Origin of the sequence: Chitinibacter tainanensis DSM 15459 (assembly GCF_000429785.1) — a bacterium.
GTDB classification, from domain to species: Bacteria; Pseudomonadota; Gammaproteobacteria; order Burkholderiales; family Chitinibacteraceae; genus Chitinibacter; species Chitinibacter tainanensis.
The window spans coordinates 180209-202477 of the sequence record NZ_AUCN01000017.1 but is presented as its reverse complement, the minus strand read 5'-3'; the positions used below and the strand labels follow the sequence as shown (position 1 = coordinate 202477).

Genomic DNA, 22269 nt, shown 5'->3' with positions numbered 1-22269 from the left:
TTATTTCGAGTTCAAAACATAAACAACTGAATCAAATGCCAAGCGAGGCCTCAACAAAACATTTACCATGGAAGAAATAGCAATTTTAAAGACATCACGTGTATCTCTAAAAAAAGCATAAATCAGAAAATCAGCAACCGCATAAGAAAACACCGAAACCCAAGCGGCCGCAACCACCCCATAGCGTGGAATTAAAACAAGATTGAGTGACACGCTCATGAAAGCCACAAGCAGTGATTTGATCAACTCATATCGCACCTGCCCCCGCAAAATCAACAAGCGTGAATACAATGAGGCAGGAATTACAAATAACCACACCCAAGCCAAAGCAGCGAGAACTTGATCGGTACCTTCAAACTTAGCACCATAAAGTAGGTGGACGATCCATGGAGCACACAGCGAGGTAATAAGTGCCAAAGGAAGGGAGATCAATAAGAATATCGTAACTAAACCCGTAATCATCATCTCAAAATCTGGTCGATGTTCCAGCTTGCGGCTCAGGGCCACATAAAAAGACATAACGATAATAGGGCCAACAAAATTGAATTGGACAACTAGGCGACTGGCCGCAGAATAAATACCGGCAGCATGATCAGATAGCAAGTGAGAAATTATCAGCACATCCGACTGCATAAAGATGGGGAAAATTGCAGCGGCGACTAATGCTGGTAAAGATTCTTTAAGCAAACGAATCGCGCGAGTCAAATCGCACGCCCAGCCCAAACGTTCACCGGCAAGATGAGCCTTATACCGTAGCCACAGCATCAGACATTGAATTGCGGCTTGCAGCGGCAAATAGAGCAAACACCATAAATAAGACAGCCCAAGATAAATGGAAATAACTACATAAAGTATTGCAGCTATTCGCGAAACCAATGCCGATGCCGCAATCGCCTTGGGCAAATTAATTGCCTGAAAATACAAGCGGCCTAAGGTGCAGCGGGTAAACAGTGTCGTCATGATCACAAACGAAGCAATCAGCCACATTTCTAATGTCGCCAGCTTGCCCAGCGTAAATAGCAACACCAACACGCCTAGGCTATATAAAAGCCAACCGGCCATTTGCATTCCCATCACCGTGCCGATGTATTTACCATCATAGGGATTTCGAGTCAGATCTCTGACAATAAAATGATCGAGGCCAAGCGTTGCCAGAAACATTAATAAGGCTGAAGCTGATTGCACAACACTTAATTTGCCTAGATTCTCAGGTCCAAAATGTCGGGCAATTAAAAATACACTAACTAAACCGAATGCGATCGTGCTGAGATTTTCTACCGCAAACCATATAATCGACAGCAGGTTTTTTTTCTTACTCATAAGCCGCCTCAGCGCTAGATGACCGAGATAGCGCCAGCCCGGCAACAAACATCAGTAAAAACCAATTCAGATTAAAGCCCATTAAGAATGTGGTTTCAGTCAAATTATGAATAAGTACCACGGCTAGCACGACCAAGCCTATGTTGACATATTGACTGCGGAGAATATTCAAGAAAAGTTGCACGACCACTAGCCCTAATACAACGAGGCCCACTAAGCCTATCGCCACCACCACATCGACATAACCGCCATCAGCTGCGGCCAATTTAGTGGCCCACAACGGATTGTTGCGGCCCAGCTCAGTTAGATATATCTCGTTCAGGTGGTCCATACCCCACACAGCATTGAAGCCTAAGCCATATACGATCTTTGACTCAGCATTACGTAGCAGCTCGATCCAGATCTGTCCACGCCCTGTTAAGGCGTGACTATCAAGATTTAAAAAAACATAGTTAAGAATTTCTTTATAAAAAAAAGAGATTCCCGCAATCAACAGTGCAGTGACCAGCAGCGTGGCCAATACGATCAGCAAATAACTATCTTGCGGAAAAAAAATTCGCCCCCGTCCAAAGCAATAATTTTTCGCAAGCAACAGGATCGAGACAACGACGACCAATGCCATACTTGTTTTCGACAACGACAGCAGCAATAAAAAAACAGCAATGGCGGCAAATATATAGTCAATTCGTCTTGGCTGATTTAAAAAAACTAGCATCAAGAACGCATATGCACACACAAATCCCAATGAGTTCTTAGTGTAATACATTGATCGCAAGCCATTTTCGCTCAGACTAGCGCCGGGGAAGAGCAGAATATATGCAACATTTAATACCAAAGCAGCAATAAATGCATTCTTTACCACCAACTCGACATTCAATCGACCAGACAGAATCCCGAATAAAAGAACCGTAAATACAAATACACACTGCCAATAAAACCCATCGAGTGTATCCTGTGGAAATTGTGACCAAGTATAACTCAGCCCACACCAGGCAAGCAAAGCAAAAATAGAGACCCAATTGAAAAAGCGAGTGAAAATCGTATAATTAGCATACCAGATCATGAGAAATAAATTCAGCACAAAAAAGAGCACTACTGCTTTTTTACTGAACATGGCATTACCAAGAGAAACGAGCAGAAGGGCTAGACCAGTGACAAAACTTTGTATATTAAGAATTGTGCGCTCACTGTTCTTTAGTGGGCCAAATGGCGGCATTACAATCGAACTCATCAAGCACCACCGGCAACAATGCCAAGATATTTTCTCTTATCTGCTGGCATAGCGAGCAACAAGGCCGAAAGAAAATATGCCTGCTTCTCATATGCAGCTTCCACATTATTATCAATTGTAGAAACTCGTACTATCATTCCATCTGCCACCCAGCCCGCTAAACCATATCGCACTTGGTTTAATTTAAAGTCTTTATTGTTATTAACTGCTTTATTTCCTATTGTTAGCCAATATGTCAATGGCTCGACGCGCTCGCCATAGCTCGCAACCATCCGCCTCACAGGCACTTCACTCTGGGCAATTTGAATATGGCCACTTTTAGGATTTTTAATTATAAAACCTTGCGCCGGATAGCAAATTTCAGGCTTGTGTACTTGCTTGCCAATATTGTCTCGCTGATCTGGTCCGTAGGCGATCGCGAGCATCATCCGCTCCCCTGACGCATTGACATAGGTACGCATCAGCAAGCCTGTATATAGCTTGCTCAGCGTTTTTTCAACATCAGGGGCCTGCACTATCGATGAATTTTCCTGTGGGAGTGCTTTCCAGCCACCAAACGCAGAGGGAATCAAATTTTCAAGATTGATGTTCTTTTCATCCGCCATGCGTTTCGTTGGAGTCAGAAAAAAAGCAGCTACTGCTGCTCCTATCATGATTAAGGCAAAAAACGATTGACTATATAAACGTTTCATTTGCGCCCCCAAACTCTCTTCAAAACGCCATCAAGTATAAATAACAGCAGCAATGACATGGCAAAAACAAAAATACCGGCAAACCCATGAATAAAGCCCTGTCCTGCCTCATCGCCAAAATAATATGTAACAAGAATTAAAATTAAGACTCTGATCACGTTCGCCACAATCGCAATTGGTACGATGGCCAAAAGCAGGATGATTGATTTGGTTGTGAAAATCTTACCGTTGAGGTGCACGTACAAAAACCCCAGGGAAATCAAACTAAACAATGAATTCATCCCCGAACATGCATCGGCAACTAAAAGTTGGTATTGGCCTACGGTTAAGACCACACCGGCACGGGCTACTGGATAGCCGAGTTGATAAAGAATCACCTCTGCTGCATGTGAGATATGGTTTTTTAATCCGCTAGTTAGTCCATCAATGATGAATGCAGGCAATGGAATTAAGAAGCAAATAAAAAAGATTGGAAATGCATATCGCTTCACTCCAACCCATCCTTTAGTTGCAAGGATCACAGCAATAACCAATGGAATAAAGGCCCCAATTTCAAGAGCAAAAATTTCTTGCGAGCGCCCAACTACATAAGAAAGACATGCAACCAGCAAGAAACTCAATGCAGCCAAAGGTGATGCCATTGGCTCTGCATGGGGTTTTTCCGTCACAAACTCCCGCCAAAATAAAAAACCTATTACCGCTAATAACAGAGGACCCTGCCCTTGCTCTTCACCTTGCCACAGAGTATTCGACAAACTGTATATGCTAGGGAGCAATAAGGCGAGAAAGCCTAATATTAGTAAAGGATATTCTTTGAGTAGCGCCAGATTTTGCGTTTTGGCTAGTGAATTTGATTGCATACTGTTTTACTCGATTAGAACAGTGCCCACGACTTCTACATCGATCGCTTTGCATCGCTCGATGCATTCAAGTACTTGTGCGGTGAATGCACGGTCACGCTCAACGGCGATGACAACACCGCGTACTTTGGCTGCAATCAAATAAGCATCATCAAACAGAGCTGCGGGTGCTAAATCATAAAGCACAGCATCATAGCCCCCCTCCAGTTGATTCATGAATTCACTGGTAAACCGAGATGCAATAATTTCTTGTGCATTCGGCAGTACAGCTCCTGCACTCAGGATATATAAACTAGGAACCCCTTCCACCACTTGCACGGCAGTCGCTAGGTCAGCCCGACTGGCCAATACTTCGACTAAGCCGACCTTATTTTGCATGCCCATTAGCTGATGCAATCTAGGCTCACGCAAATTAGCATCGACGAGTAATGTTTTTTCATTTGATTGAGCAAAGGCAATCGCTAGATTGGCCACCAGCGTTGTGGCAGATTCGCTCAAGCCAACGATCGCAATATTCTTTTTGCCTTCACTTAACCAGCGGAGCATGAGTTGGCTACGCAGTGTACGCACAGACTCTGCAAATTCACTACTCGGCTGATATGCCTGAACTAGGTTCTCGCTTAGTTTTGATTTGCCTTTTTGCAAAACCGCATAATTATATTGACTAGCCAAGGCCTGCTGCACATCTTGTTCTGTTAGATAGCCTAACTGAATTGCAGCCTCGCCAAAACGCAAATTATGCTCGCGCTGAAATTGCATTACAGCTTCAGCCTGGGCCAGCGTAATAATTTTTTTATCAAGCAATAATTTTCCGATATTGCTTGAATTACTCACGATAGTCATTTACCACGCCCCTTCAACTTAGTGAGCACGCTTTTTCTTTGATCCAAAGATGGCATTGTTACCAACAATGGAACACCCAAAAAATCAGACAAGTCATCTGCACTGCGTACGCGTCGATTGAAATATTCCACAACCAAGACAATTAAACTGGCCAGTACTAGACCGAGTAGCAACGCCACCGCAGCATAATTGCGCAGAACGGGCGCCGAATGGCTTTTTGGTGGAGAGGCATATTTCAATGGGAAAATATTCGTCTGACCACTCATGGCACCTTCTAGCGTTGACTGTGCTTGCCGTGATAGTGCTGCATCATACGTTTTCTGTGCGTTATCTAAATTTTGCTGTAGCACTGATAACTGTGCACGATCCTTCTTCAAAGCAAAAATTCTTTCACGTTGTTCCTGCAGAGCGGCTTTCAGCGATGCTTGAGTTGCGGCTGAATTATTAGCTGTAGCACCGAGCCCCTGCGAGTACTGCGCCTGCAACTGATTGAGTTGATTTTTTGTTTCTAAATAATCGGCCTGGGCTTGTTGGTACTGCGGATGGTTTGGCCCTAACTTTTCCTCGACCTCGTGCAATTTGGCTGACTTTTGTGATAACTGAGCTTTTAATTGCTGGATGAGCGGATTGTTAAGCACATCAGGGGCGTTCGTACCAGCTTGCGCGCGGGATTTCGCATCATATGTATGTGATTGCGCTTGCACTAAACTACTACTCAGTTCATTTAAACGCTGCGTTTCAACATCCAGCCGTTCGTCTGATGCAACAATTCCTGTTTCTTGCTGATATTTGGAAAGCTCAGCCTGCGCATCTTCAACCCGTTTTTTTAGCACTTTCAATTGCTGTTGAAAGAATTCAGAGGTGCTTTGCGCAGCTTGAGTCCGCATTTCAATATTCATGTCGATATATGCCTTCATGAATTGATTTGCGACTTGCGCGGCAAATACTGGATCTGTTGCTGTATAGCTTAAACTGATCACATTGCTTTGCCGACTAGGCACGACTTCTAGACTCTTTAAAAAAAGCTCTGCATACCAATCGCGAATTGTAGCACTTCCGACTTTGGCTTCCTCATACTGTGCGATTGCCTCAGGTAAAGTTGTGATGCCAATTTTATCAACAACTTTGAGTGCTGTATTCTGACTATAAATAATATCCGCTTGTGTAAACAAATAGCTAGGCGCCAACAAACCAGAAACAGGCATACCTGTAATAGGATCATTTGCCTTTACATCAATGGACACTTGTGCTGTTGCGGTGTACTGTTTCGATTGGATCAAAGCAATCGCAAAACCGGCAACCAGAACTGAGAGCACGATCAAAGTAAAAAGCTTTATGCGGCCCACAAAAACCCGAAGCAGCGTTCTCACACTTAACATTCATTGCCCCAATTAGAAAAAGCTTTCTTTAATATAAACTGTATCGCCAGCCTGCAATAAATCAATAGGCTTAGCTGGAATTTCTTTAACCTCACCATCGATTACTCGATGGATCAAAATTCCTTTGCTAGAAGCCCGCTGATTATATCCACCCGCTGTTGCCAATGCTTGCATTACTGTCATTTTTGGCTCCAATCGGAATGAACCTGGTCGATTTACTTCGCCAAAGACGTATATCAATTCAGCGCGTGGAACATAAACCGTATCCCCGGATTGGACAGAAATACTGCGTTTTTCCGAGTTTGCTAGCTGGGTTAGTTTGCTGAGTCGATATTCATATCGCTCTTCACCACGAAGAATAACGATTACATCCCCGCCCGATGGCCCCACTCCACCAGCAATAGCAACCAAATCAATTAAATCGGTATTACTATCTAGCGCATAGCGCCCTGGTTTATTTATTTCACCCAGCACGGCTACTCGCTGGCTTCTGTACTGTGTAATCAATACATTCACATTTGGTTTTTTAATAAAACCACCCGCAGCAAGTTTCTTTGCCACCAGCGCTTCAGCTTCTGTATAGGCTAGGCCACCAAGTTTTACTTCTCCCAGCAATGGGAAAGTGAGTAAGCCATCATTATTCAGTTGCGCTTCTGTCGTTAAATCCTCATGGTCATAAACCTGGATTTTAACTACATCGCCGGGCCCTAGCAGATAATCGCCTAATGCCTCTTTACCAGACTTTGCGAATGAGATCGGAGCGATCCAAATCGCCAGAAACAAAGCAATTATTAATTTTCGTACTGTCATTATTTAAGTCCTTTCAACCCTGCTTTTACGCTATCGTCAGCGGCTGTTGACTCTTGTTTCGGCAATTGCTGTGCGGGTGCTGAAGCAAATTTTTGCAGATACTGAATCTTGGCCGCATCACGCAGGCCTTTCATTTTTTGTGCAGCTTGGGTTTGGGCTTCGTTATTGGCTAAGTAACGCTTAATCATTGGCTCCGCTTCTGCCGCGCTAACCGGTGCAGCTTGAGTAGCTTTCAGTTGTAGCAAGACTGTTTTATCGCCTTCGGACATGGCAATGATGTCACCCACATTCATCTGCGCAAATTTGACTAACATTGGCATTGGTAGCTGTTCGGCAGTGCGAGTCGCCTCATTGGTATTAAATTTGATTGCTGCAGCATCTAAGACCGCTTTTACCGCCATTGGGCTGGTTGCGTTATTCAATGCAGCATTGAGGCTGTCGTTGTAAGCCGTTTTATCAATGACAAAAGTGGTGAATTCATAGTTTTTGCGTTCGGCAAAAAGTGCTGGATTTTTGGCATAGAACTCGTCGACAGCTGTTTTGTTTGGTTCACCCGGCTTGCCAATTACACGCTCAGCAGCTGACTGCGCCAAAATCTGCCGTTTCGCATTTTCAATTGCTTGTACCACATTCGGTTCGCGATCCAGTTTTAACTCAGTCGCTTTTTGCACTAGCAATTCTTGGTCAACCAGTTGCTCGAGCACCTGCTGCTTTTGTTCAGGCTGAGCATTTGGCACTTGGGCCAGCACAAAATTGAGCTGATGTACGGTGATTTCACTATCGTTGACCTTGGCCAAGACCTGACTTGGTGATTTCTTATCGTCTTTCTCACCACATGCCGTGAGGGTGGTTGCAATTAATACAGCCAGTACCAGAGGTTTTACGTTCATTGTGTTTCCTTGCTTTAAAACGCGTTCCGGTCACGGAACATCATGGTGGCGGTTTTCCAAATAATCTTGAGGTCAAGCCAGACTGACCAGCTGCGCAGATAATCCAAATCGTATTCTACGCGGCGCTGCATTTTATCTAATGTATCGGTTTCGCCGCGATAGCCATTCACCTGTGCCCAGCCCGTAATACCAGGCCGAACTTTGTGGCGCATCATGTAGCCCGAAATCAACTTGCGGTATTGTTCATTGTGCGCATTTGCGTGCGGACGCGGACCCACAATACTCATCCGTCCTTGCAACACATTTATGAATTGTGGCAACTCATCGAGTGAGGTTTTGCGGATAAAGCCACCGATGGGAGTGAGGCGATTATCATTGCGGGTAGCCTGCACCACTTTATCGCCGTTTTCCATGACATTCATCGAACGGAATTTATACACCAGCACACTTTGACCATCTTCACCATACCGCTTCTGCTTGAAGAAAACAGGCCCTTTGGAGGTAAGCTTTACCGCAATCGCAACGCCTAGCAATATTGGCCAAATCATTAAAAGGATTAGACTCGACAATACGATATCGCTGATCCGCTTCACCACTCCATTCATCCCGACAAATGGACTTTCGCAGATTGCCACTACTGGCACACCGGCAATGTTGTCAAAACGGGCATTAATTAAATCAAAGACAAATAGATCGGGTACGAAATATACCGAAGCGGTGCTATCGCGCAACTCATCGAGCAAATCCATCACTCGTGGCTGAGCTGTCATCGGCAATGAAATATAGATTTGCTGAATATGATTAGCCTTTACATATTCAGCCACATCTTTCAGTCCCCCCAAGAGTTGCTCGGGGTGATCTAGAATTAAACGGTCTTCAGTACGATCATCAAAAAAACCAACAAACTCTTTATTAAGGAATGGGTGGGATTGCATGTTGCGGGCCAAGGTCGCGCCTGGCTGATTGGCCCCAATTACGACCACGCGTTGCTTGGTGGCACGATCAAGATCTGGGCGCAAGACAAACCAGCGAAATAAGCCATGCGCCGCAATCAGCACCAAAGGCGCAACCACAAACCACGTGAGCATGTAAGGAGGATAAAAGTACTGATCAAACCCAGAGATTCGACCAAGTAGCACCAAGGCCGTCACCACCACTAGCCATTCAAAAGCAAAGCGTCCTAAACCTAATAAGGGGCGTGAGTAGCCCGGTACGAATAAAAACACCCCATCAAGCATCAAAGCCGAGAGCAGAAAAGCTAACGCTCCTAGGATGATTTCATGCCCATCCGTAGCCACTTCAAACGGGATAGCCAGTGCAAACAATGTCACCACGACCAAGACGGGATCCAGAAACAGCTTGAAAAAGCTAACCATGGGCGCCGCATTTGAAAACTCGCGAAAGCGATCGCCAAGCAGGCTAGGTCGCCCGCTAAACCGAACTTGGTTTAGGGTTTCTTCACGATTCAAATGTTCTGCCACGTCCTGATGCACTGATTACTCCTTATGTTTCTTCTGACTTAAAAGCACTAACAAACCTATTGACAACAAGGCGACTGCCGCTGGCTCGGGTACAGGCGGGGTAATCGGTTTTTCTGGTGGACTTACCTGCCCCCCGGTAGGCGATTTTGCGCCCGATGTCGTCGTGACTGACACACCATTGAGATTTGGGCCACTAATGGCATCAATGATATTAGCTCTCGCAGCAATCGCACCGAAACTCGAACCATTCAAATTCAATGTTACGTTGGTATCTACTTGGTCAATTGCTAAATAACCGTTGTCCTGTTCACCTGCGCTTACAAAGACCGCAGGCGCATCTAGCGCCGTTACGGGTTGTATCGATTCTGCGTTTGTATATGCCGACATCAATACTCCAACTACTGCTACTCGCCACATTCGCACCACCTCTTTTTTTTGTATATGGGTATCGTCACTTGCTTAGAAATCGTATTTCGAACTCAGCCCCGCTTGTAGCGAGTCATAATCTGCTGAACCGCGTCGATCATTTCGATCTTCAATTTGAAAATATGACCTAACCGACCAGTTTCTAAGAGGCTTAAACACAACGCTACCTTTGACTGACCGATATTCTTCATCCCTGACTAAGGCACCAGAAACCGTTTCAGTTTTTCGATCACGTAGTCGCAGCTCCAGATCCCAAAGCCATTTTTCGGACATAGCCCAAGTGGAGCCTAAGTAACTGCTGCGCTGCAAATCGCGCCCTGCCCCACTAGAGAACTGATCAAAGTTCTGGCCATAACCTACCCGCAACTTTGTTTTACCTGTTGCCTGCCACGTGAGGTCAAGGTTGCCTTGCGGTGTGCTAGAAGAACGCTCACCAGTTAACTTTGATTTCCAGCTACTCACCCCGCCAGTCGCGCTGATGTTCAGCTTTTCACTGTACGGCCATTGCAATACCAGCTGGGTTAGCCGTTCTTCATACCCGCGACGATCAGCAGGAATGAAAGCTAAATTGCGTAAATAATCGTAATCTTGCCACTGCTGGCGCACTGTCAGGCTTGAACCATATTCAGTGCGATAGCGCATGCCAAGACCATATGTCAGGTTTTTGGCGTCTTCCAAAGTGCGAACGTCATGGGTTTGTTTGCTATAGCCCACATCAGCGACCAAGGCCCAGTTGCTCAATATTAAATAAGCGCCCTGCCATTGCACATTGCTCTGACGTACCATATCAATACGGCCATCACGCGTATCTTCAAAGCTACTCATGCTGCGGCTAGTGCCAGCATTCAATTGCCCCGACAACAAACTGCCCGCCTGCCAAGCCCAGCCAAGATCTGCTTGCCAGCCGGTGTAATTCAGCTCGCTAAAATCCATGTATTGCTGGCGATTAACCCGCGCGCTGGCACTGAAATTTTGCCGAGATACCGGCACATCAATGCGGCCGCCGAGCGCCACATCTAGTTTGCTATCACCCTGCTGGCCATGCTTGCGGGTAATGCTATTACTGCCTTGTTCGCTTAAGCGAAATACATTGTCATCGTAGCCATAGCCCACTTCGGCATTGAGTTTGAGCGTATCGTCTGCATCATATGCGCCATGCGCTAACCCAATTGCACACCCTAAGACCACTGCCAACTTCTTTCGCGCCATCACCCATCCCGCTATTGAATCCATTTCAATCTTGGCTTTCTTGTATTCATCGCCAAGCTTACTAGCCTTACTCGGCCTTTATGACGGCGGATTTTAACATCATTAATGTTAATTTGCTGATACAACACAAAAACAGCATATTCGCAGATGGTGATATAGCTCTCACTCACCAAAAAATTGGCTCGGCCTCAAGTTTTACGCCATATTGCGCGGCAATTGCTGCCTGAATATTAAACTCTAACTTTTTTACATCTTGCTGACTCGCCCCGCCGTGGTTCACCATCACCAGCGCTTGCTGGGCATACATCCCAACTGGGCCGAGCTGTTTACCTTTCCAGCCAGCCTGATCAATCAGCCAGCCTGCCGCAAGCTTGTTGTGTTTATCATCCACCGCAAATGAGACCAGTGCCGGCCATTGCTGCTTTAGCGCCTGCGCTTGCTCAGTCGGTACGATCGGGTTTTTGAAGTAACTGCCCGCATTACCGATTACGGCTGGATCGGGCAATTTGCGCTGGCGCACCGCGATCACCGCCGCAGCGATATTCGCGGCGGAAACGGACAATTGCTGCCGCGCTAACTCTTGCTCGATATCGCCATAACTGGTTTTCAGCTGCGCCACTTTCGGTAGCCGGAACGTCACCGCCACAATGCACCACGCTCGGCCGGCGGCCTGCTTAAAAAAACTATCCCGATAGGCAAACTGGCACTCCGCGCGGCTAAACTCACGCACTTCACCGGTTTCTAGGTGGACCGCAGTCAGGCTATGCAATACATCTTTCACTTCCACGCCATAGGCGCCAATGTTTTGCACTGGAGCGGCTCCGACGGTGCCAGGAATCAGCGACAGGTTTTCCAACCCGGCCCAACCCATGGCCAGCGTCCATTGCACAAATTCGTGCCAGTTTTCACCGCCCGCGCCGCTGACATACCAGGCATCGGCGTCTTCCGCGTGCAGGCTGCGCCCCATGAGCGCCATTTTTAGCACCAAGCCTGGCACGACTTCAGGTAGCACCAGATTGGAGCCGCCGCCTAATACATGCCAATGTAAAGCACGTAGTTCCGGGCTCGCAATACACGCCTGTAATGTAGCTAGCGAATCAATCGCTACAAATTGCTCGGCGCGCGAACGCAATCCGAACGTATTGAGTTTATCGAGCGGATAATCGGCAATAATTTGCATCACATACCTCAGTGCGGCGCACAGCAAATAGCTTAAAGAAGCTCAAATAAAAATACCCTGACCAGGTAATGGTTCAGGGCCTAATTCAATTAAGGCTTAGCTGGCAATACCCATCAGGGGCGATTGCCCAGGTGCCAACGGGCACAATACCACTTGGTTTGCTCTGGCCCGCTGGCCACCAGCACGCTACCAAACTTGGACAGCCAGCGTGGATACGGCCCGGGTAACTCCACAAAGGCAAAGCCCATTTTCTCTTCGACGTTTTTTTTCACCTGCTCCAGCGGTTTATTGATGAGCGCGCCCACCATTAAAGCGCCCGACTCAGGGACGTTCACAAAAAACTCTTCGACCTGATTGCCCGCCATGGTGGCCTGCTGCCCACCAAACCATTCGGCCTCGCCCCAGATCCGAATGGGGGCATTCAGATGCTGGCGAAAATAGGTCCGCCAGAATGCCGTGGACCATTCGCTGCGGCAGGCCAGCGCGTTTTCCACCTTGTCGCCAAAATGGCTCGGCAAGGCTTGCGCCGCTGGCGACACCAGAAAGCATAAAGCCACCAGGGCGGCGAATAAAATCGGTGATTTCATCCTGGCCATGGTGGCTCCTTTTTTGCTGCAGCGCGAGTGCTTAGCCGCTATTACGCAGGCCAGCCGCTACCCCGTTGATGGTCAAATGCACCGCGTGGCGCAGTTCTTCGCTGTCGTCGCCGGCGCGAATGCGTTTGAGCAATTCTACTTGCAGGTGATTAAGCGGATCCAGATACGGCAGGCGGTTATTCAGGCTACGGGCCAGCATCGGGTTGTCACCCAGTAATTCTTCATGGCCGGTGATTGCCAGCACAGCGCTCACCGCGCGTTGCCATTCATCTTTAATCCGACCGAAGATGCGCTTGGCCACGTCCTGATCTTGCACCAGCTCAGAATAGCGCGCCGCAATGGCGATATCCGATTTGGCTAATACCATTTCCATATTGGAAATCGTAGTCTGGAAGAACGGCCACGTCGCATACAGCTCTTGCAGGTTTTTCAGGCCTTCGTCGCCAGATTCAGCCAGATATTCGCTGATAGCATGGCCAAAACCATACCAGCCCGGCAACATCAAACGGCATTGCGACCATGAGAATACCCACGGAATCGCGCGCAGATCTGAAATGCTATTGGTGTTTTTCCGCGCCGATGGGCGTGAACCAATGTTCAGATTCGGAATTTCCTTGATCGGCGTTGCTTCGAGGAAGTAAGTGATGAAGTCTGGCGTTGCATAGACCAGATCGCGGTAGAAGCGGTAAGCCGAATTCGACAGGCGCTCCATCAAACTGCGGCGCGCGGTTGGATCGATGGTTTGCTCGCCCGGGAAGCTCGCGTCCAGCGTAGCGGCCACCAAGATTTCCAGGTTACGGCGACCCACTTCACGGTCAGCGTACTTGGCGGTGATCACTTCACCTTGTTCGGTAATCCGGATCTGGCCATTTACCGAACCGGCTGGCTGCGCCAAGATCGCATCATAAGCTGGGCCGCCACCGCGACCAACCGTACCACCACGGCCGTGGAACAGGCGCAGTTTGATACCGGCTTCTTTAAATACATCCACCAGCGTCAATTCGGCTTTGTACAGCTCCCAGTTCGAAGTCAGGTAGCCGCCGTCTTTATTCGAATCCGAATAACCCAGCATCACTTCCTGCACATCACCGCGACAGGTCAGCAACTGACGCCATTGCGGGATCGCAAACAGCTCGGTCATGATTTCGCCGCTGGCGCGCAGGTCACCGGTGGTTTCAAACAATGGAATGATATTGACTTTGCTGCGTACGGTTGGGGCCAGTGACACCAAGCCCACATCGTTCAGCAATACAGCCACTTCCAGCATGTCGGAAACCGACGCACAGTTGGAAATAATATAGTTCGGCAGCACCGCCTCGCCATAGCGCGCCTGAATTTCCGCCGCAGCTTTTAAGATATCCAACTCTTGCTGCACATCCGGGCTATAGGCCACATCATGCGGACAGATCAGCGGACGTGGGCTGGCCAGCTCGCGCAGCAGCACTACGCGGCGGCTTTGCTCATCCAGCGCCAGATATTCTTCCAGACCCGCGCGGTTAAACAACTCGCTGATCATTTTTTCATGCATGCCGGCAAACTGGCGCATATCGATTGGCGCCAGATAGAAGCCAAATACCGATACCGCGCGCTGCAGGCGGCGCAGACGGCCATTGGCCAGCTTGGCAGCGCCATGCGCTTTCAGTGAGCGGGCAATCACGGCCAGATCAGCGGCCAATTCGTCCGCACTGGCATAAGGCTGCGCCCGTGCCACATCATGCAGTTGATGATGGAACGTGCCAATTTCGATCGCTGTTGCGAAAATACGCGAAGCAATGGCGGTTACCGCCAAGCGATAAGGCTCTTCCGATTTACGCGCGATGTCGTCGGTGGCTTGCGCCGCCAGCGCCGACAAATCTTGGTCGATTTGCACCAGGCGCGTTGACATCGATAGCTCGCTTTCGAGCTTCAAACATTGCTGGTAGTAATAATCCAGCGCTACGCCAGCTTGGCGCGATACGGCATAGCGCATGACATCGGCGGTCACAAACGGATTACCGTCGCGGTCGCCGCCGATCCAGCTGCCCACCTGAATAAAGTTTGGCAGCGTTACTTGTTCATTGGTCAATGCTGACAGGCGATCTTCCATGTCTTGATACAGACGTGGGATTTCGTGCAGGAAAGTATTGCGGAAATGCGTCGCACCATTCTCGATCTCGTCTTGCACGGTGAGCTTCACCGTACGGATTTCGCGGGTTTGCCATAGCGTGATCATCACGCGTTCTAGTGCTTCTTGGTTGGCTTCCAGCTCATCCGGCGTCATTTGCTTGCGATCACGTTGCGTGAGCAAATCGCCCAGCGCGCGGTGGCATTCCAGAATGGTCTTGCGTTTCACCTCGGTCGGGTGCGCGGTCATGACTGGGGCGATCAGCGTGTCGTTCAGCAGGCTGAGAATCTCAAACGGCTTCACGCCACGCTCGCGCAGGGTATCCAGCACCGCGGCAATGCTGCCGCGTTGCGGGTTGGAGCCCGCCACTTTGTGCGCCCGGCGGCGACGATTGTGGTGCAAATCCTCTGCTATATTGGACAGATGCGAAAAATAGCTAAATGCGCGCACCAAGGCCATCGTCGCTGGCATATCCAGCGTCGAGAGCGAGCGGGCCAGCGCTTTGCCCGCATCAGGGTCGTGGCCCTGTACGTAACGAATAGCCAGTTCTCGAATCGACTCGATCTGCTCAGCAGTGGCCGCACCGGCCTGTTCGCGAATGGTGTCAGACAACAAGGCAGCAAGCAGATCCAAATCCCGCTTGAGCGGCAAATCCTTTTCAGCAATAGGTTCGAGCACAGACATGGCAATCCAATTTCGGCGAATTCAAGACAGAAAAATCCCGTACATTTTAGCAAAGAAACCCGATCTCTGCCGCTGATTTGACACAGAAACTTGCACCGATAAGAACATGCCCCAATTCCCTTTCTTTCTGACTAGTGTATTCAGCGAAAAAACACCGTCTGGCGAGCCCTGCGTGGTGGTGCTTAGCGATGATTTACCGCTGGAAAGTCAGCGCCAACAGCTGGCCTATACCTTTAATGGCAGCGAAGTCGTGTTTGCCGGTCGCCAGCCAGCCCAGCTGGCTTTTCATTACCCGCAATTTGCGCTGCCATTCTCGGCACGCGGCTATCTGGCGGCGGCAGCTGTCTATCAGGCGCATTGCCCAGAGGCGCCACGGCGTTGGCGCTGCACTCAGGGCGAATTTGCCGTGGAGACGATGGGCGAAGCCTGGGCGTTGCGGTTGCCGGCCGGACGCAGTCGGGCGCCAAATCATGGCCAGGTGCAGCTGGCGCATGCGCTAGGGATTGAAAGCCACGAAATCCTGCCGCCGCTGCAGCTAATCTATACCGGGCTAGAGCAACTGCTGATCCCGGTGCGCTCCCGCCAAACCGTATTACAGGCGCGGCCGCATCCGGCCTTGCTGGCCGAATACGCCGACCATGGCGAGCCGGTGGCGCAGGCAGTGATCTGGCATCGCGAACATGATTTGATCACCATGCGCTGCTTTATGGCCGACCACTTTAGCGTGTATGAAGATTTTGGCGCCGGCTCGGCAGCACTGAATATCGGCAGCTACTTGCTGGCCACCGGCCAGCGCCCGCCGCAGCAACTCAAGCTGGAACAAGGCCATACCATCCAGCGGTTGTTCAGCCGGCTCAGCCATCTGCACTTACAGATTGATAGCCAGGCCCAACTTACCCTCAGCGGGAAAGTGCAATTACTCGGTCAGGGCGTGGTGAATTTGTAAGTCGTGGTGTGGTTTTTTCAATCTGGCGCACCGCCACTGGTCGGTGCGCCCGCTACCCGTTGCAAGCAATCAATCGCGCTGGCGTTGCAAATACGCTCATGGGTATTGGCTGTAACACTAATATCAACAAGCCTATCCAGCCTATACCCTCTGGCAAATCATTAAAACTGTGTGCACTCTTGCTCAGCAGCCCCCCTGAGGCGCAGCATTGCTCTGCACTTTGATTACATTAAACACACTGATTGCATAAGCCACTGCTACAAATAGGGTTTTTAGCTTGTTCGCCCCGCAATCCTTACTATTCTAAGAAACAGCGTATCTTCGCCACGACTGGATAACGTGCCATGAAAATCACTCACAAACTGATTGCCCTGGTTTTACTCGCCGCGCTCGGGTTGATCACCCTCACCGCCGTTAACTACAGCAAATTTGCCGCAGTAAAAACCAACGCGCTCGATGTCACCGATGAAATCGTGCCTTCTATCACGGCGATTCAGCATGCTGAACTGGAATTTGCCATCCTGCGGCGCGAAACCCTGAGCCACATTATTGAAAAAGATCAGGCCAAAATGCAGGCCATTGAGCGTGAGTTTGACGCTGAAAAAGCCAAGATGGATAGCCACCTGAAGGACTACGAGCGCTTTATCAGCGAAGAACAGGATCGGCAGAATTTTGCCCGGCTCAAACAGGGGCTTGAGGCCTGGCACCCATTAGCCAAAGAAGCCTTGCGCCTATCTAGCGCGGATCAGCCCGAAGAAGCGAGGGAATTCGTACGCAGCAAGGTTTCACCCCAGGCCAAGCAGGTGTTTGACTCTTTCGAGGCCGTTAGCAGTTATAACGAAGCCCTCGCCAAAAAAGCGGGCGAAGAGCTTAAACAAGACGTGCTCACGGCCATTTCGGCTTCGATCACCATCAGTGTGATCATTATCGGGCTGGTGGTCGCGCTGGGCTTTTTCATCGGCCGCAGTATCATTACTCCGCTGCAGCGGATGCGTGAATTTGTGGTGCGTTTGGGTAGCGATTACGATTTCACCCAACGCGTAACCGTCACTACGCAGGATGAAATCGGCGAATCGCTACAGGCCCTCAATGGCCTGCTCAATTCGCTGCAACAAAGCCTGCAACAACTCAACCGCATTGGCCGCGATGTCACCAGCACGGCCAGCTCGCTCTCAAACGCCAGCCGAGAGCTTTCGGAAACCTCGCAGCAAGTGAGCCAATCAGCTTCCAGCATGGCGGCCGGGGTAGAAGAAGTCACGGTCAGCATCACGCATGTGGCCGATCGGGCTGGCGAGTGTGACAGCACCGCCCGCGAAGCCGGCCAAATGGCGGCCACTGGCGGCGAGGTGATCGAAACCACCATTCACAATATCAATGCCATTGCCGAGCAAGTGCGCGTGGCCGCGGCGCAAATCGAATCGCTGAAAGATCGCACTGGCAGCATCAATGCGGTGGTGAATGTAATTAAAGAAATTGCCGATCAAACCAATCTGCTGGCGCTCAATGCCGCGATTGAAGCCGCCCGCGCTGGTGAGCAAGGCCGTGGCTTTGCGGTGGTAGCCGATGAAGTGCGTAAACTGGCCGAGCGCACCGGCAACTCGACGCAGGAAATTATCGGCACCGTCAGCGCCATTCAGCAGGAAGCCAACAACACCGTCGCCACCATGCAGCGCTCGGTGCAACAAGTGGATGACGGCGTACAAGGCGCACATGCGGCTAGCGATGCGATCCAGCGTATTCGCCATAATGCCGATGCCGTGGTGGCGCAGGTGAGCGAAATTACCGCCTCGATGCGCGAGCAAAGCTCGGCCAGTGCGATGATGGCGCAACAAGTTGAGCGCGTGGCGCAAATGTCGGAAGAAAGCAGCTCGGTGGCCAACAATACCGCCAACGAAGGCAGCCGCCTGAGGCAGTTAAGCGATGAGCTGGATGCAGCGATCGGACGCTATAAAGTGTAGCGCGAGAAGGCGAAGCAAATAAAAACGGGCCGTGAGGCCCGTTTTTATTTAGGGGTATATCCCCATAAACATTTCGGATCAAGGCATATCGAGATATACACAATATGGGTATAGCTTAATCCGGCTGCGTGATAATCACGCTTTCCGCTTCGGCCAGCACTTCATCCCCCGGCTGGGCATCCGAGCGTAAAATCCATGAGCGGGCGATTTCGTAAAACACTGTCAGCAGCACCGGGCCAATAAACACGCCCAACATGCCAAAAGCCAAGGCCCCGCCCAAGACCCCGAACAGGATCAAAATAAACGGCAGATTGCTGCCTTTGCCGATCAATAAGGGTTTGATCACATTGTCGGCCGAACTCACCACCAACAGCATCCAGGCAGCCATAAAGATTGCCCAGCCGGTATCCCCCTGATGGAACAACCACGCCGCCGCCGGCAAACCCAGCAAGACCGGCCCGCCCGGCAGTAAGGCCAGAATAAAGCTGGCAAAGCCCAGCGACATGGCATTAGGCACGCCAGAAATCGCATAGGCAAACCACGACAACACCGCTTGCGCCAGCGCGGTACCAATAAAGCCGTACACCACGCCCTTGGTCGAGCTCACCGATACCGCCAAGAGCTCTGTGCTGCGCTCGCCGGCCACCCGAGTCAACAAGCCTCGCACCCAATCGCGGATGTGCTCGCCATCTTGGTAGAGGAAAAACGCGATAAACAGGCTCATCATCAACAGCACCAAGCCGCCGCCAATATGCCCGCCCACCACCAGTAGCCATTGCGTGGCGGGGCCAATCAGGCTGCGGATCATCGACATGGTTTTGGCATCATGCGCGCCCAAGCCTTGCCAGAATTCGCCGATCGGCTCACCCACCAGCGGCAATGCCACCAGCCATTCCGGCAGCGCTGGCCAGCCAGCCTCAAAACTCGCCCGAATCCGCGCAATAAAATCGAGACCCACATCAGCAAAATCGCTGGCCGCCAGCACAATCGGCAGCAAGAAAAACAAGCACAGCCCCAGCAACATCACCACCGCCGCCAGCGCGCGCTGACCCCGCATCCGCTCCACCAGCCAGAGGTAAGGCTTCCAGGTAGTGAGCACCAGCATTGCCGCCCACAGCGAAGCGGCCAGAAACGGTTTCACCACGGCATAAACGGTGAGGCACAGTAGAAGTAAAGCCGCCAGCGCAATCAGCGGCTCAACCAGCTCGGAAGCTTTGATTTTCATGGTATTTAGCCTTCATTCAGGATGCGCTAGGATAACGTGAATCAGTCTGTAAGACGAAAAAAAGCCGGCGCGCACGCCGGCCTTGTTGCAGCGAGGTAAGTGGTAGCACTAGCGGGCGGGGCCGCTACTGACTTTGGCACGATAAATCAGCAAGCCCATCATCTGCGCCACATCTTGCCGCGCCTGCGGGCTATCGACGCGGCCAAAGCGATCGGCCAGCGCCTCGTGCACTTCGCAACAGAGATTAAACAACAGGCTTTTTTCTTCCTCGCGCGCCCGGCCCAGATAGACATTGATTTCATCCACGATCTGGTCGGCCAGCTCTTCTGGATAGGTGGCTGAGCTAGTCAGGATGCGATCAAGCAGGCGAACGCCAATAACGCCCAAACTGAGTAATTGAATGGCCATCTTCTTGCTACCCCGCGAAAACACTTGCTTGATTTCACTCTAGTGAGCGCCCAAGCATTGCAAAGCGCCATCCGTCAAACGGCGCACCAGCCTGCCGTTCGGCATAAGGTGATTGATTTAGCGACAGTTGCCGACGTCTCCCCTACAGTTCGCTCGTGCAATGCAACATTTTCTCAGGAGTAAGGAAGTATGTGCGGTATCGTTGGCGCTCTCTCAAGCCGGAATGTCGTCCCTATGCTGATGGAGGGGTTGTCGCGGCTGGAATATCGCGGCTATGACTCCAGCGGCGTGGCCATGATTCATCAATTAGGCGCCAGCGCCCAATTTGCCCGTGCCCGGGTCGCCGGCCGCGTAGCCGATTTAGCGAAAAAAGTGCATACCCTGTGCGGCCTGGTCGGGATCGCCCATACACGCTGGGCTACGCACGGCGGCCCCAGCGAAGCCAACGCCCATCCGCATCAAGGCGGCGAGAAGGTGATGGTGGTGCACAACGGCATTATTGAGAATTTTGCCGAGCTAAAAACCGAGCTGATCGCCCAAGGCTACCGCTTTGTATCTGAAACCGACACCGAAGTGATTGCCCATCTGATCGATGCCGAACATCAGCGCCAGCCAGATTTTCTGGCTGCGGTGCAAGCCGCGATTGCCCGCCTGCACGGCGCGTTTGCAATTGGCGTTTTGCATTTAGATCACCCCGAGCAAGTGATCTGCGCCCGGCAAGGCAGCCCGCTGGTCTTGGGGCTGGGGTTTCAGGAGTATTTCTTTGCTTCCGACATCGCCGCGCTACTGCCCTTAACGCAAAAAATGATTTATCTCGAAGAGGGCGATCTGGCCCTCATCAGCGCTCAGGCTCTGCAGATTTTCGATCGCGATGGGCAGCAGGTTGAGCGGGCCAGCAAAATGCTGGATGTCTGCGCGCAATCGGCCGAGCTGGGGCCTTATCGCCATTACATGCAAAAAGAAATCTTCGAGCAGCCCGAAGCGCTGGCCAACACCATGAGCAGCGCGCTGGCCCAGCAGTTTAATCCGGCGCTGTTTGGCCCCGGCGCCGCCGAGGTGCTGCAAGCGGCCAACCACATCCGGATTATTGCGTGTGGCTCGAGCTATCACGCAGGGCTTGTGGCTAGATACTGGGTGGAGGCGTTGGCTGGCGTGCCAGTCAGTGTGGACATCGCCAGTGAATACCGCTATCGCGATTCGCGCGAAATGCCCGGCACGCTGATTGTGGCCATCTCGCAATCGGGTGAAACCGCCGATCTGTTGGCCGCCGTACGCAGCGCCAAACAGCGCGGCGAAGTGAAAGTCTTGGCCATCTGCAATGTGGCCCACGCCACGCTGACTCGCGAAGCCGATCTGGCCATGCTGACGCAAGCCGGGCTCGAAATCGGCGTCGCCTCCACCAAAGCCTTTACCACCCAGCTGGCGGCGCTGTACGTGCTAGCCGTCACGCTGGCCAAGCAGCGGCAAACGCTGGCCGCGGACGAACTCAATGAGCTGGCGCACTATCTGCCCCGCCTGCCCGGCATGATCAGCGGCGTATTGCAGCAGGAAAGCCAGATCGAGCAATGGGCGCAAGCGCTCAGCCATCATCAGCATGCCTTGTTTTTGGGGCGCAATACCTTGTTCCCGATTGCGCTGGAAGGCGCGCTAAAGCTCAAGGAAATCGCCTATATTCATGCCGAAGGCTATGCCGCAGGTGAGCTGAAACACGGCCCACTGGCGCTGGTGGATGAGGAAATGCCGGTGATTGTCTGCGCGGCGCGCGATGAGCTATTTGATAAGCTGATGTCGAATTTGCGTGAAGTGCAGGCACGCGGGGGGCAAGTGTATTTGCTGGCAGAGCCCGGCTGCGAAGCCGCGCTGCCGTATGTGAAATCGATGATCACGCTCAACGGGCACTGCGGCCCGTTGGCGCCGATCGTATTCACGATTCCTTTGCAACTGCTGGCCTATCATACGGCCCATCGCAAAGGCACCGATGTCGACAAGCCACGTAACCTGGCGAAATCGGTGACCGTAGAGTAAAG

At 50.9% G+C, this 22269-nt stretch carries 19 protein-coding genes; 3 read left to right on the top strand and 16 right to left on the bottom strand.

The window, feature by feature from the left end; all coding sequences use genetic code 11:
* From G482_RS0105725 to ppc, 14 genes are all read right to left on the bottom strand, one after another.
* Positions 1-1320: a flippase gene (locus tag G482_RS0105725; RefSeq protein ID WP_028449240.1), complete on the bottom strand. Its 1320-nt coding sequence runs from the start codon at positions 1318-1320 to the stop codon at positions 1-3.
* On the bottom strand, positions 1313-2551 hold the full coding sequence (locus G482_RS0105720; RefSeq protein ID WP_028449239.1) for a hypothetical protein: 1239 nt from the start codon (positions 2549-2551) through the stop codon (positions 1313-1315). The genes G482_RS0105725 and G482_RS0105720 overlap by 8 nt, the downstream gene beginning before the upstream one ends.
* Positions 2551-3243, bottom strand: a complete 693-nt coding sequence (epsI, locus tag G482_RS0105715) for an exosortase-associated protein EpsI, B-type (RefSeq protein WP_028449238.1) — start codon at positions 3241-3243, stop codon at positions 2551-2553. The genes G482_RS0105720 and epsI overlap by 1 nt, the downstream gene beginning before the upstream one ends.
* The gene (xrtB, locus tag G482_RS0105710) at positions 3240-4103 is read right to left on the bottom strand and encodes an exosortase B (RefSeq protein WP_028449237.1); all 864 of its coding nucleotides are present in this window, start codon (positions 4101-4103) and stop codon (positions 3240-3242) included. Before xrtB ends, epsI begins: the two co-directional genes overlap by 4 nt.
* Positions 4104-4109: 6 nt before the next feature.
* Complete coding sequence (locus G482_RS0105705) at positions 4110-4946, bottom strand: cyclic di-GMP-binding domain-containing protein, MshE-related (protein ID WP_028449236.1); 837 nt, start codon at positions 4944-4946, stop codon at positions 4110-4112.
* Positions 4943-6325, bottom strand: coding sequence for a chain length determinant protein EpsF (gene epsF, locus G482_RS17455; RefSeq protein ID WP_084414468.1), 1383 nt, complete (start codon positions 6323-6325; stop codon positions 4943-4945). Before epsF ends, G482_RS0105705 begins: the two co-directional genes overlap by 4 nt.
* Positions 6326-6337: 12 nt before the next feature.
* Entirely contained in the window at positions 6338-7135 is a 798-nt protein-coding gene (locus tag G482_RS0105695; RefSeq protein ID WP_034619007.1) for an SLBB domain-containing protein, read from the bottom strand.
* Positions 7135-8025, bottom strand: a complete 891-nt coding sequence (locus G482_RS0105690; protein WP_028449234.1) for an EpsD family peptidyl-prolyl cis-trans isomerase — start codon at positions 8023-8025, stop codon at positions 7135-7137. Before G482_RS0105690 ends, G482_RS0105695 begins: the two co-directional genes overlap by 1 nt.
* Before the next feature lie 14 nt (positions 8026-8039).
* Complete coding sequence (locus G482_RS0105685) at positions 8040-9518, bottom strand: undecaprenyl-phosphate glucose phosphotransferase (RefSeq protein WP_276324777.1); 1479 nt, start codon at positions 9516-9518, stop codon at positions 8040-8042.
* Positions 9519-9521: 3 nt separating this feature from the next.
* Entirely contained in the window at positions 9522-9893 is a 372-nt protein-coding gene (locus G482_RS17450) for a PEP-CTERM sorting domain-containing protein (RefSeq protein ID WP_034619005.1), read from the bottom strand.
* A gap of 72 nt (positions 9894-9965) precedes the next feature.
* Entirely contained in the window at positions 9966-11165 is a 1200-nt protein-coding gene (locus tag G482_RS0105680) for a porin family protein (RefSeq protein ID WP_156905354.1), read from the bottom strand.
* Between the two features lie 142 nt (positions 11166-11307).
* Positions 11308-12321 (bottom strand): UDP-N-acetylmuramate dehydrogenase, encoded by a 1014-nt coding sequence (murB, locus tag G482_RS0105675; RefSeq protein WP_034619004.1) that lies wholly within the window; start codon positions 12319-12321, stop codon positions 11308-11310.
* A gap of 113 nt (positions 12322-12434) precedes the next feature.
* The gene (locus tag G482_RS0105670; protein ID WP_156905353.1) at positions 12435-12917 is read right to left on the bottom strand and encodes a hypothetical protein; all 483 of its coding nucleotides are present in this window, start codon (positions 12915-12917) and stop codon (positions 12435-12437) included.
* Between the two features lie 31 nt (positions 12918-12948).
* On the bottom strand, positions 12949-15705 hold the full coding sequence (ppc, locus tag G482_RS0105665; RefSeq protein WP_034619003.1) for a phosphoenolpyruvate carboxylase: 2757 nt from the start codon (positions 15703-15705) through the stop codon (positions 12949-12951).
* A gap of 106 nt (positions 15706-15811) precedes the next feature.
* Between ppc and G482_RS0105660 the strand changes: the two genes are divergently transcribed.
* The gene (locus G482_RS0105660; protein WP_028449228.1) at positions 15812-16651 is read left to right on the top strand and encodes a PhzF family phenazine biosynthesis protein; all 840 of its coding nucleotides are present in this window, start codon (positions 15812-15814) and stop codon (positions 16649-16651) included.
* 344 nt (positions 16652-16995) lie between these two features.
* On the top strand, positions 16996-18609 hold the full coding sequence (locus G482_RS17445) for a methyl-accepting chemotaxis protein (RefSeq protein ID WP_051258760.1): 1614 nt from the start codon (positions 16996-16998) through the stop codon (positions 18607-18609).
* A 115-nt stretch (positions 18610-18724) separates the two neighbouring features.
* Here G482_RS17445 and G482_RS0105650 read toward each other — a convergent pair whose 3' ends face one another.
* Complete coding sequence (locus G482_RS0105650; protein ID WP_051258759.1) at positions 18725-19834, bottom strand: AI-2E family transporter; 1110 nt, start codon at positions 19832-19834, stop codon at positions 18725-18727.
* Positions 19835-19942: 108 nt separating this feature from the next.
* Positions 19943-20242, bottom strand: a complete 300-nt coding sequence (locus tag G482_RS0105645) for a hypothetical protein (RefSeq protein ID WP_028449226.1) — start codon at positions 20240-20242, stop codon at positions 19943-19945.
* A 189-nt stretch (positions 20243-20431) separates the two neighbouring features.
* On the opposite strand from G482_RS0105645, the gene glmS reads away from it, so the two are divergent.
* Entirely contained in the window at positions 20432-22267 is a 1836-nt protein-coding gene (gene glmS, locus G482_RS0105640; protein WP_028449225.1) for a glutamine--fructose-6-phosphate transaminase (isomerizing), read from the top strand.
* Positions 22268-22269 lie beyond the last annotated feature (2 nt).